General features: G+C 57.9%; 10 protein-coding genes. 6 read left to right on the top strand and 4 right to left on the bottom strand.

All coding sequences use genetic code 11. From position 1 onward, the window contains the following. Positions 1–4 precede the first annotated feature (4 nt). The 3 genes from B498_RS00875 to B498_RS00865 all read left to right on the top strand — a co-directional run bounded on the left by B498_RS00875 (position 5) and on the right by B498_RS00865 (position 4,117). Positions 5–676 (top strand): glutathione S-transferase family protein, encoded by a 672-nt coding sequence (locus B498_RS00875; protein WP_008503389.1) that lies wholly within the window; start codon positions 5–7, stop codon positions 674–676. Between the two features lie 294 nt (positions 677–970). Beyond that, positions 971–2,320 (top strand): guanine/hypoxanthine transporter GhxP, encoded by a 1,350-nt coding sequence (gene ghxP / locus B498_RS00870; RefSeq protein ID WP_008503390.1) that lies wholly within the window; start codon positions 971–973, stop codon positions 2,318–2,320. A gap of 150 nt (positions 2,321–2,470) precedes the next feature. Then, entirely contained in the window at positions 2,471–4,117 is a 1,647-nt protein-coding gene (locus tag B498_RS00865; RefSeq protein WP_008503391.1) for a Na+/H+ antiporter, read from the top strand. Positions 4,118–4,198: 81 nt separating this feature from the next. On the opposite strand, the gene B498_RS00860 is transcribed toward B498_RS00865, so the two are convergent. After that, a complete protein-coding gene (locus B498_RS00860) occupies positions 4,199–5,086 on the bottom strand; it encodes a LysR family transcriptional regulator (RefSeq protein WP_008503392.1) in 888 nt (295 codons plus the stop codon). Between the two features lie 102 nt (positions 5,087–5,188). On the opposite strand from B498_RS00860, the gene B498_RS00855 reads away from it, so the two are divergent. Then, positions 5,189–5,599 carry a CidA/LrgA family protein gene (locus B498_RS00855; RefSeq protein ID WP_008503393.1) on the top strand — a complete coding sequence of 137 codons (411 nt, stop codon included), beginning with the start codon at positions 5,189–5,191 and terminating at the stop codon, positions 5,597–5,599. Next, the gene (locus B498_RS00850) at positions 5,592–6,281 is read left to right on the top strand and encodes an LrgB family protein (protein ID WP_008503394.1); all 690 of its coding nucleotides are present in this window, start codon (positions 5,592–5,594) and stop codon (positions 6,279–6,281) included. Before B498_RS00855 ends, B498_RS00850 begins: the two co-directional genes overlap by 8 nt. A gap of 32 nt (positions 6,282–6,313) precedes the next feature. Here the strand turns inward: B498_RS00850 and actP are convergent, their stop codons facing one another. From actP to acs, 3 genes are all read right to left on the bottom strand, one after another. After that, positions 6,314–7,963, bottom strand: coding sequence for a cation/acetate symporter ActP (actP, locus tag B498_RS00845; protein WP_008503395.1), 1,650 nt, complete (start codon positions 7,961–7,963; stop codon positions 6,314–6,316). Continuing rightward, a complete protein-coding gene (locus B498_RS00840; protein ID WP_008503396.1) occupies positions 7,960–8,274 on the bottom strand; it encodes a DUF485 domain-containing protein in 315 nt (104 codons plus the stop codon). Before B498_RS00840 ends, actP begins: the two co-directional genes overlap by 4 nt. Positions 8,275–8,356: 82 nt before the next feature. Then, on the bottom strand, positions 8,357–10,315 hold the full coding sequence (gene acs, locus B498_RS00835) for an acetate--CoA ligase (protein ID WP_008503397.1): 1,959 nt from the start codon (positions 10,313–10,315) through the stop codon (positions 8,357–8,359). 423 nt (positions 10,316–10,738) lie between these two features. Here acs and gltP point away from each other — a divergent pair, with 423 nt between their 5' ends. Next, positions 10,739–12,052, top strand: a complete 1,314-nt coding sequence (gene gltP / locus B498_RS00830) for a glutamate/aspartate:proton symporter GltP (RefSeq protein WP_008503398.1) — start codon at positions 10,739–10,741, stop codon at positions 12,050–12,052. The last annotated feature ends 21 nt before the right edge of the window (positions 12,053–12,073 follow it).

The following is a 12,073-nucleotide window of genomic DNA, read 5'->3' on the forward strand; positions in this document are numbered from 1 at the left end:
AACCATGCTCACGGTACACCACCTTAACCAGTCGCGCTCGCACCGCGTGATCTGGGCGCTGGAAGAACTCGGTCTGCCTTATGAGATCGTTCACTATCAGCGCGAAAAGAACATGCTTGCGCCGGAGGCTCTCAAAAAGGTGCATCCGCTGGGCAAATCGCCAGTCATCGAAGATAACGGGCTGATCCTCGCGGAGTCTGGCGCCATTCTGGAGTATCTGCAGGAAACATACGATGCCGAGTCGCGGCTTAAGCCTTTAGATCCGGCGCATAAGGTGCAGTATCGCTTCTGGCTGCACTACGCGGAAGGATCGCTGATGCCGCTGCTGCTAATGAAGCTGGTCTTCAGCAGTCTCGGCAAGCCGCCGGTGCCGTTTGGTATCCGAACCCTGGGCAAAGCGCTTGGGCAGGGGGTGCAGAAAGCGTACCTTAACCGCCAGCTGGAAACCCATGCGCGCTTTATTGAGTCGCACCTTGCTAAAAACAGCTGGTTTGCCGGGGATTCGCTCAGCATGGCCGACATTCAAATGAGCTTCCCGATCTTTGCCCTGCTGGCGCGCGGCGGTATCGACAACCTGCCGCATAGTCAGGCATGGAAAACGAAAGTTGAAAACAGCCCCGGCTGGCAACGAACCCTGGCACAAGGGGGACCGTTATCCATCCCGGGTGAGGATTGAAATGTAAACAAATTGCGCATAGACGATAACGTTTGCGCATCCTCTGTTTATTTCTTCAGCGTCATAAGGGAATTTTAGCGAAAAACGATAAAGTTCAGTTGAAAAGGGCGGGGATTAGGCTAGATAATCGTTTGCCTTAATTTGACCACCCGTTTGTAAGCGCGGAGCTAAACGTTTGCTTTTTATGTGACGCCCTTTCGTCGCAAACGCAACACAAGGATTTGACGTTTAGCTGGCAGTGGCGTCTCCACCTCGCTTACGGACTTCCTAAAAAACTCTCAGGGGATGTTTTCTATGTCTACGCCATCTGCGCGTACTGGCGGTTCACTTGACGCCATGTTTAAAATTTCGGCCCGCGGCAGCACCGTGCGCCAGGAAATCGTTGCCGGTTTGACAACGTTTCTGGCGATGGTTTATTCCGTCATCGTTGTGCCGGGTATGCTGGGCAAAGCGGGCTTCCCGCCAGCGGCTGTCTTTGTGGCGACCTGCCTTGTGGCCGGCGTGGGCTCTATCGTGATGGGCCTGTGGGCGAACCTGCCGCTGGCGATTGGTTGCGCCATCTCCCTGACCGCGTTTACCGCGTTCAGCCTGGTGCTGGGCCAGCACATCAGCGTACCGGTTGCGCTTGGCGCCGTGTTCCTGATGGGTGTGCTGTTTACCGTTATTTCAGCGACCGGCATCCGTAGCTGGATCTTGCGCAACCTGCCGCAGGGCGTGGCGCACGGTACCGGCATCGGCATCGGCCTGTTCCTGCTGCTGATCGCCGCCAATGGCGTCGGTCTGGTTATCAAGAACCCGCTCGACGGCCTGCCGGTTGCGCTGGGCCACTTCGCCAGCTTCCCGGTGATCATGTCGCTGATCGGCCTGGCGGTGATTATCGGTCTGGAAAAACTGAAAGTCCCGGGCGGCATTCTGCTGACCATTATCGGCGTGTCCATTGTGGGCCTGATTTTCGATCCGAACGTCCACTTCTCCGGCATTTTCGCCATGCCGTCGCTGAGCGATGACAAAGGCAACTCTCTGATTGGCAGCCTGGATATCGTTGGCGCGCTCAACCCGGTGATCCTGCCAAGCGTGCTGGCGCTGGTGATGACCGCCGTGTTTGACGCGACCGGTACCATTCGTGCGGTGGCCGGTCAGGCGAACCTGCTGGATAAAGACGGTCAGATTATTGACGGCGGCAAAGCGCTGACTACGGACTCCCTGAGCAGCGTCTTCTCGGGCCTGGTGGGCGCAGCGCCTGCGGCGGTGTACATCGAGTCCGCAGCGGGTACGGCGGCGGGCGGTAAAACCGGCCTGACGGCGATCACCGTGGGCGTGCTGTTCATGCTGATCCTGTTCCTCTCCCCGCTCTCCTATCTGGTTCCGGCGTACGCGACCGCGCCAGCGCTGATGTACGTTGGCCTGCTGATGCTGAGCAACGTGGCGAAAATCGACTTTGCGGATTTCGTTGACGCGATGTCTGGCCTGATTACCGCGGTCTTCATCGTACTGACCTGTAACATCGTGACCGGCATTATGATCGGCTTCGCGTCGCTGGTGATTGGTCGTCTGGTCTCCGGTGAATGGCGCAAGCTGAACGTTGGCACCGTTGTGATTGCCGTTGCGCTGGTGGCGTTTTACGCGGGCGGCTGGGCAATCTGAGTTGTCCTTTGATGCGAAAACGGGTGGCTCAGGCCGCCCGTTTTTATTTTCAGGACTCATCCTGTTGCCTTTTGCGTTACTCTGGGGAAGATAGAATAAAAGGCACGACGCCTTCCGGAGTACATAAGCAACACAGCAAACAGGGAACGCATGGAAATCTTCTTCACAATACTCATCATGACCCTTGTGGTCTCGCTATCCGGGGTGGTTACACGCGTACTGCCCTTTCAGGTCCCCCTGCCATTAATGCAAATTGCCATCGGCGCGCTGCTGGCGTGGCCAACGTTTGGCCTGCACGTGGAATTTGACCCCGAACTGTTCCTCGTGCTGTTCATCCCGCCACTGCTGTTTGCCGATGGCTGGAAAACGCCCACGCGCGAGTTCCTTGAGCACGGGCGAGAGATCTTCGGCCTGGCGCTTGCGCTGGTGGTGGTCACCGTCGTCGGGATTGGTTTCCTGATCTACTGGACGGTACCGGGTATCCCGTTAATTCCTGCCTTTGCGCTGGCCGCCGTGCTGTCGCCAACCGATGCCGTGGCGCTGTCCGGCATTGTGGGCGAAGGCCGCATTCCGAAGAAAATCATGGGGATTTTACAGGGTGAGGCGCTGATGAATGACGCCTCCGGCCTGGTTGCCCTGAAGTTTGCCGTGGCCGTTGCGATGGGCACGATGGTCTTTACCGTCGGCGGCGCGACGCTGGAGTTCTTTAAGGTAGCCATCGGCGGTATTCTCGCGGGCTTCGTGGTGAGCTGGCTGTACGGCCGCTCATTGCGCTTCCTCAGCCGCTGGGGCGGCGATGAACCCGCGACGCAGATCGTGCTGCTGTTCCTGCTGCCGTTCGCCTCTTATCTGATTGCCGAACATATCGGCGTGTCGGGCATTCTGGCCGCGGTCGCGGCAGGGATGACCATCACCCGCTCCGGCGTGATGCGCCGCGCGCCGCTGGCGATGCGCCTGCGTGCTAACAGCACCTGGGCGATGCTGGAGTTTGTCTTTAACGGCATGGTATTCCTGCTATTGGGCCTGCAGCTGCCGGGCATTATGGAATCCTCGCTGGTGGCGGCGGAGGCCGATCCGAACGTTGAGGTCTGGATGCTGTTTACCGACATCGTGCTGATCTACCTGGCGCTGATGCTGGTGCGTTTCGGCTGGCTGTGGACGATGAAAAACTTCAGCGTCCGCTTCCTGAAGAAAAAACCGATGGAGTTCGGCTCGTGGACAACGCGTGAGCTGCTGATTGCCTCTTTTGCGGGCGTACGCGGGGCGATAACCCTCGCCGGTGTGCTCTCCATTCCGCTGCTGCTGCCGACGGGCGATGTCTTCCCGGCGCGTTACGAACTGGTGTTCCTGGCGGCGGGGGTGATTTTGTTCTCCCTGTTCGTCGGCGTGATTATGCTGCCGATTTTGCTCCAGCATATTGATGTTGGCGATTCGACCCAGCAGCACAAGGAAGAGCGTATTGCGCGTGCGGCCACCGCCGAAGTGGCGATTGTCGCCATCCAGAAAATGGAAGAGCGCCTGGCCGCGGATGCGGAAGAGAACATCGACAATCAGCTGCTGACGGAGGTGAGTTCCCGCGTAATTGGTAACCTGCGTCGCCGCGCGGACGGGCGTAACGATGTGGAAAGCTCGCTGCAGGAGGAGAACCTGGAACGCCGGTTCCGTCTGGCCGCGCTGCGCTCAGAGCGTGCCGAACTGTATCACCTGCGCGCCACGCGCCAGATCAGCAACGAGACGCTGCAAAAGCTGCTGCACGATCTGGACCTGCTGGAAGCGCTGTTGATAGAGAATCAGTAGCGCTGTTTTGCCGGGTGGCGGCTTCGCCTTACCCGGCCTACGGTTCGAACGTAGGCCCGGTAAGCGCAGCGCCACCCGGCACTATTCAGACCGCACCCAAAACCCCTCACAACACTGCAGCCACGCCTGCGCGCTCTGCGACAAATAGACCCCTTCACGCCAGATCATCCCTAACTGCCAGTGCAGATCGCTCTCCAGCGGGATCCAGCGCAGCGTGTTTTTGTCCAGATGCTCGCAAATCGGCTGCGGCAGAATGGCAATCCCCACGCCCGCCTGCACCATCGCGGCCAGGAAATCCCACTGACCGCTGCGCACCGCGATGCGCGGCTTGACGTTATGTTGGTTAAACAGCGTCATTAGCTGGCGGCTAAGAGCGAAGTCTTCGTTGTAGATCAGCAGAGGGTGTTCGCCGAGCAGCTCAGGCTTCACCGCGTCCCTTTTCAGCCAGTCGCCGGAGCGGGGAACCAGCACGCACAGCGGGTGGCTAAAAAGCGGAAGCGTCGCCAGGCCGCTCTCTTCCTCAACGGGGAGGGCGGTCATGGCCACGTCGAGCTCGCCGTTAGTGACGGCCTGCTGGACGGTTAAGCCACCAAACTCCGAAATCTTCAGCTCTACGCCAGGATAGCGCTGGCGAAACAGGCCGATCGGCCCGGCCATCATCATCCCCACCATCGGTGGAATGCCGAGGCGAAGCACCCCTTTGGTCAGATGATTAATATCGTCCAGCTCCGCTTCCAGCTGGCGGAACTCCGCCAGAATGGCCAGCCCGCGTTCGAACACCACGCGTCCGGTGTCGGTCAGCAGCAGCTTGCGCCCGTCGCGGATCAGCAGGGTACAGTTCAGTTCATCTTCGAGGTTTTTCAGCATCTTGCTGATGGTGGGCTGGGTAACAAATAACTTCTCCGCTGCGCGGGTAAAACTTTGCTGGCGAACCACTTCGACAAAATAGCGCAGCGTTCTTATGTCCATGATTATTCCTCGAAACTATACCTGTGATGATTTTAATTCATTTCAGTCCATACCGTGCGCTCACTATACTGGCGCCTCGTCTCATTTTTGAGGAAAACCCCCATGGCCGTGGCGTTAAGCCGTGTTACGCCTGCCGTTGTACAACGACTCCAGGTCCCGGCTCAGGTACTGCTTTACGCGGGACTGTTTGTTTTCGCCGAATATCTTGTCGGCTGGCTCCACCTGCCGCTGCCTGCCAACCTGGTGGGGATGCTGCTGATGTTGACGCTCATCCTCTGTCGCGTGATCCCCCTTAACTGGGTGCGCGCCGGGGCGCGCTGGCTGCTGGCGGAGATGCTGCTGTTCTTTGTGCCTGCCGTGGTGGCGGTGGTGAACTATGCGCAGCTGCTGATGGTGGACGGCTGGCGCATCTTCGCGGTGATTGCGCTGAGTACGCTGATGGTGCTGGGAGCGACCGCCTGGGTGGTGGATAAAGTGTATCGCTTTGAAATCAGCAGGCACAAACATGACTAACTTTCAGATCAGCGTCTTGTGCCTGATCGCGACGCTGGCGATCTACTTTGCCAACAAGCGGCTGTATCGCCGGTTTCATGCGCTGCCGCTGATGCCGCTGGTCTTCACGCCGATCCTGCTGGTGCTGATGCTGGTCTTCGGCCATATCTCCTGGCAGAACTACATTGGTGAATCCCACTGGCTGCTGTGGCTGCTCGGCCCGGCGACCATCGCCTTTGCCGTGCCCGTTTACGACAACCTGGCGATTATCAGGCGCCACTGGATGTCGCTCAGCGCAGGCGTGATCACCGCTACGGTGGTCGCGGTCTGTAGCTCCGTCTGGCTGGCGAGACTGTTTACGCTGCCCGATGAAATTCAGCGCAGCCTGGCCGTGCGCTCGGTGACCACGCCGTTTGCGCTCGCGGCGGCGAAACCCCTCGGCGGACAGCCGGACCTGGTGGCGCTGTTTGTGGTGGTGACGGGCGTCTTTGGGATGGCGGTGGGCGATATGCTCTTTCTGCGGCTTTCTATTCGGGAAGGGATGGCCAAAGGCGCGGGGTTTGGCGCGGCGTCGCACGGCGCGGGCACGGCACGCTCCTATGAGCTGGGCCAGCAGGAGGGCGTTGTCGCGAGCCTGGTGATGATGCTGTCGGGCGTGGTAATGGTGCTGATTGCGCCGCTGGTGGCGTGGGTGATGTTTTAAGCTCCCCGGCCAGAATGGCCGGGGAGAAAGGTTTAGTGCGCGCGGCCCTGCTCAACGCCAAGACCGGTTTGTGAACGAATAAACTGGGCGCGGAATTTCTCGCGCTCCAGGTTACCTTCCGGCGAATTGTCGGTAGCCGAGAAGACCCAGATACCGATAAACGCCACGGCAATGGAGAACAGCGCCGGATATTCATACGGGAAGATGGCGCTGGCGTGACCGAGGATCTGCACCCAAATCGTTGGGCCCAGAATCATCAGGATCACCGCCGTCAGCAGCCCCAGCCAGCCGCCAATCATCGCGCCACGGGTGGTCAGCTTCGACCAGTACATGGAGAGCAGGATGATCGGGAAGTTACAGCTTGCCGCGATGGAGAAGGCCAGCCCCACCATAAAGGCGATATTTTGCTTCTCGAACAGAATGCCCAGCAGGATCGCCACAACGCCCAGCACCAGCACGGTGATTTTGGAGACCTTCAGCTCATCGCGCTCGCTCGCGCCTTTGCGGAAGACGTTGGCGTAGAGGTCATGCGAGACCGCCGACGCGCCGGCCAGCGTTAAACCCGCAACCACCGCAAGAATGGTGGCGAAGGCCACGGCGGAGATAAAGCCGAGGAACAGGTTGCCGCCCACCGCGTCGGCCAGATGCACCGCCGCCATGTTATTGCCGCCAATCAGCGCGCCCGCCGCGTCTTTAAACGCCGGGTTCGCCCCTACCAGCATGATCGCGCCAAAGCCGATGATAAAGGTCAGGATATAGAAGTAGCCCATGAAGCCGGTCGCGTAGAAGACGCTCTTGCGCGCTTCACGCGCGTCGCTCACGGTGAAGAAGCGCATCAGGATATGCGGTAAGCCTGCGGTACCAAACATCAGGCCCAGACCGAGCGACAGGGCCGATATCGGGTCTTTCACCAGCCCGCCCGGGCTCATGATGGCTTCCCCTTTCGGGTGGACCGCCATGGCTTCAGTGAACAGGTTATTGAAGCTGAACCCGACGTGCTTCATCACCATAAAGGCCATAAAGCTGGCGCCGAACAGCAGCAGCACGGCTTTGATGATCTGCACCCAGGTCGTCGCCAGCATGCCGCCGAACAGAACGTACATCACCATCAGCACGCCCACCAGCACCACCGCGATGTGGTAGTTCAGGCCGAACAGCAGTTGGATCAGTTTACCCGCGCCCACCATCTGCGCAATCAGGTACAGCGCCACCACCACCAGCGAACCGCAGGCGGAGAGGGTGCGAATCGGTCCCTGCTTCAGGCGATACGAGGCCACGTCGGCGAAGGTGTAGCGGCCCAGATTGCGCAGGCGCTCGGCAATCAGGAACAGAATGATCGGCCAGCCGACGAGGAAGCCGAGGGAGTAAATCAGGCCGTCATAGCCGGAGGTGTAGACCAGCGCGGAGATCCCGAGGAACGAGGCGGCGGACATAAAGTCACCCGCAATCGCCAGCCCGTTCTGGAAGCCGGTAATGTTGCCGCCTGCGGTGTAGTAATCGTTACGGGAGCGCACGCGTTTCGACGCCCAGTAAGTGATATACAGCGTCAGCACCACGAAAATCAGGAACATCACAATCGCCTGCCAGTTGGTTGGCTGGCGCTGTACCTCGCCGGTAATCGCATCTGCCGCGTGGGCGGCAAAGGGAAGCGTGGCGGCGAGCGCCGTCAGAATTCTCTTCATGATGCTTTTACCTCTTGCAGTACCGCTTTATTAAGGCGATCGAATTCACCGTTCGCGCGCCAGACGTAGACGCCGGTCAGCACAAATGAAATCACGATGACGCCAATGCCAATGGGAATACCGCGCGTCACGCTGGTGCCCTCGTGCAGCGGGGTGCCCAGCCAGTGCGGCGCAAAGGCGATCAGCAGAATAAAGCCGACATAGATAATCAGCATGATGATGGAAAGGGTGAAGGCAAACCGTTGCCGCTTATCGACGAGCTCCCTGTAGTGCGCACTATTCTCTATCTGCTGACAAATATGGTCATTCATCACAGAGTCTCCAAAGGTAAGGTTGGTTTGTTTTTATCCCCTCTCCCCTATGGGGAGAGGGTGAGGGGAGAGGGAGAAAACACTAGGAAGGCATTGCGATGGCCTGCTTCTCTTCGAGCAGTTTTTCCACCACGCCAGGATCTGCGAGCGTTGAGGTATCACCGAGGTTGCTGGTGTCCCCTGCCGCGATTTTGCGCAAGATACGGCGCATGATTTTGCCGGAGCGGGTTTTCGGCAGCGAGTCGGTCCAGTGCAGCACGTCCGGCGTTGCCAGCGGGCCAATCTCTTTACGCACCCAGTTGCGCACCTCAGCATAGAGCTCTGGCGACGGCTCTTCCCCGTGGTTCAGGGTGACGTAAGCGTAAATTGCCTGGCCCTTGATGTTGTGCGGAATGCCGACAACGGCGGCTTCGGCAATCTTCGGATGCGACACCAGCGCCGATTCAATCTCCGCGGTGCCCAGACGGTGGCCGGAGACGTTCAGCACGTCGTCCACGCGTCCGGTGATCCAGTAATAACCGTCTTCATCACGACGCGCGCCGTCACCGCTGAAGTACATGTTTTTAAAGGTCGAGAAGTAGGTCTGCTCGAAGCGATCGTGATCGCCGAACAGGGTACGCGCCTGACCCGGCCACGAGTCCGTGATCACCAGGTTGCCTTCGGTGGCCCCTTCCAGCGGGTTGCCTTCGTTATCCACCAGCGCAGGCTGTACGCCGAAGAACGGACGGGTTGCCGAGCCCGCTTTCAGCTGCGTGGCGCCCGGCATCGGGGTGATCATAAAGCCGCCGGTTTCGGTCTGCCACCAGGTGTCCATGACCGGGCATTTCTCGTTGCCGATTTTCTTCCAGTACCACTCCCAGGCTTCCGGGTTGATTGGCTCACCCACGGAACCGAGGATGCGCAATGAAGAGCGGTCGGTGCCTTCGATGGCTTTGTCGCCTTCCGCCATTAACGCGCGGATGGCCGTTGGTGCGGTGTAGAGAATGTTGACCTGATGTTTGTCGACCACCTGGCACATGCGCGCCGGGGTCGGCCAGTTCGGCACGCCTTCAAACATCAGCGTTGTTGCGCCACAGGCCAGCGGACCGTACAGCAGGTAGCTGTGCCCGGTGACCCAGCCCACGTCAGCGGTACACCAGTAGATGTCGCCCGGGTGGTAGTCGAAGACGTATTTGAAGGTAGTGGCCGCGTAGACCAGATAACCGCCGGTGGTGTGCAGCACGCCTTTCGGTTTGCCGGTTGAGCCAGAGGTATAAAGAATGAAGAGCGGATCTTCCGCATTCATCTCTTCCGGCTGATGCTGGTCGCTCGCCTTTTCAATCAGATCGCTCCACCACAGGTCGCGCCCCTCGTGCCAGTCGATTTTGCCGCCGGTACGCTTAAGGACGATGACGTTGCTGACCGTGTTGACGTTCGGGTTTTTCAGCGCTTCGTCGACGTTTTTTTTCAGGGGGATACTGCGTCCTGCGCGCACGCCTTCATCGGCGGTGATCACTAGTTTTGAGCTTGAATCGACAATACGACCCGCAACCGCCTCTGGCGAGAACCCACCGAAAATAACGGAATGAATCGCGCCGATACGCGCACAGGCCAGCATGGCCACCGCCGCTTCCGGCACCATCGGCATATAGATAGCGACCACGTCGCCTTTTTTAATGCCTTTATCCAGCAGGACGTTGGCAAAGCGGCACACGTCGCGGTGCAGTTCTTTATAGGTAATGTGTTTGCTCTGCGAGGCATCATCGCCTTCCCAGATAATCGCCGTCTCGTTCCCGCGCGCGGCAAGGTGACGGTCCAGACAGTTTGCCGCCAGGTTCAGCGTGCCATCTTCATACCATTTAATGGAGACGTTACCGGGCGCAAAGGAGGTGTTCTTTACCTTCTGATAAGGTTTGATCCAGTCAAGGATATGGCCCTGCTCACCCCAGAAGGTGTCCGGGGCGGTGATAGATTGCTGATATTTCTCGTGGTACTGCTCCGGGTTGATCAGGCAACGGTCCGCAATGTTTGCGGGAATGTCATGTTTGTGTATTTGGCTCATGGCTTTTTTTCTCCTTGTAAGATGTTAATAATATGTCGCAAAAACGTTAATAGTAGGGGCTTTACAAGCTTTGTTTATTATTTGGGCGACAGATCACGCATTGTTTGAACAGGTTGAAAAATGAGCGAATGAAACTTTGAAGGAAAATAATTTATGCTGACGATTATTTACATTTATGTTTAAAAAAGGTTTTTTATAACAAAAGGTTATTTATTAGAATCAGGAGAAACTCCCGTCACAGACGCTTTTACGAGTGAAATGCGTCGTTCTTTAAGGCTTGCGCAACAGGCCGCGCAAATGATACTCATACGCCGCGTTAAAAAATCCCATAAATCGACGCAACACAATTCATACCCTTTCAGTATGTCCCCATATTCATGCAGTTTAAGTGAATAAGGCGCTTCATTGAGGAAGTCAGTTTCTATGAAAAACGTTAAAGTCAGCCTGGCCTGGCAGATCTTAATCGCCCTTGTGCTGGGCATCCTGCTGGGCAGTTACCTCCACTATCACAGCGACAGCCGCGACTGGCTGATTGCGAACCTGCTTTCACCGGCAGGGGATATCTTTATTCACCTGATCAAGATGATCGTAGTACCGATTGTGATCTCGACGCTGGTGGTGGGTATTGCAGGCGTCGGCGATGCGAAGCAGTTAGGCCGTATTGGTGCGAAAACCATTATCTATTTCGAAGTGATCACTACGGTTGCGATCATTCTCGGCATCACCCTGGCGAACGTTTTCCAGCCGGGTTCCGGGATTGATATGTCGCAGCTGGCGACGGTGGATATTTCGAAATACCAAAGTACGACCGCTGACGTGCAAAGCCATGCACACGGCCTGATGGGCACGATCCTTTCTCTGGTACCGACCAACATCGTGGCGTCGATGGCGAAGGGCGAGATGCTGCCTATTATCTTCTTCTCGGTCCTGTTTGGTCTGGGGCTCTCTTCACTGCCCGCGACGCACCGCGAACCGCTGGTGACCGTGTTCCGCTCGATCTCCGAAACCATGTTTAAAGTGACCCACATGGTGATGCGTTACGCGCCGGTAGGGGTGTTTGCGCTTATCGCCGTCACCGTGGCGAACTTCGGTTTTGCCTCCCTCTGGCCGCTGGCGAAGCTGGTGCTCCTGGTGCACTTTGCCATCCTGTTCTTTGCGCTGGTGGTGCTGGGAATTGTGGCGCGTCTGTGTGGGCTGAGCATCTGGATCCTGATTCGTATCCTCAAAGATGAGCTGATTCTGGCCTACTCCACGGCAAGCTCTGAGAGCGTGCTGCCGCGTATTATTGAGAAGATGGAAGCCTACGGCGCGCCAGCGTCGATCACCAGCTTCGTGGTGCCGACGGGTTACTCCTTTAACCTGGATGGTTCCACGCTGTATCAGAGTATCGCCGCTATCTTTATTGCCCAGCTGTACGGCATTGACCTGTCGCTGTGGCAGGAGATCGTCCTGGTGCTGACCCTGATGGTGACGTCTAAAGGTATCGCAGGCGTACCGGGCGTTTCGTTCGTGGTACTGCTGGCGACGCTGGGCAGCGTAGGCATTCCGCTGGAAGGCCTGGCCTTTATCGCGGGTGTGGACCGTATCCTCGACATGGCGCGTACGGCGCTGAACGTGGTGGGGAATGCGCTGGCGGTGCTGGTTATCGCCAAGTGGGAACACAAATTCGACCGTAAAAAGGCGCTGGCGTATGAACGCGAGGTGCTGGGTCGTTTTGATAAGACGGCTGACCAGTGATGTAAAAGCCGGGTGGCGGCT

This window comes from Enterobacter sp. SST3, assembly GCF_000286655.1.
In the GTDB taxonomy this organism is placed as follows: Bacteria; Pseudomonadota; Gammaproteobacteria; order Enterobacterales; family Enterobacteriaceae; genus Enterobacter; species Enterobacter roggenkampii.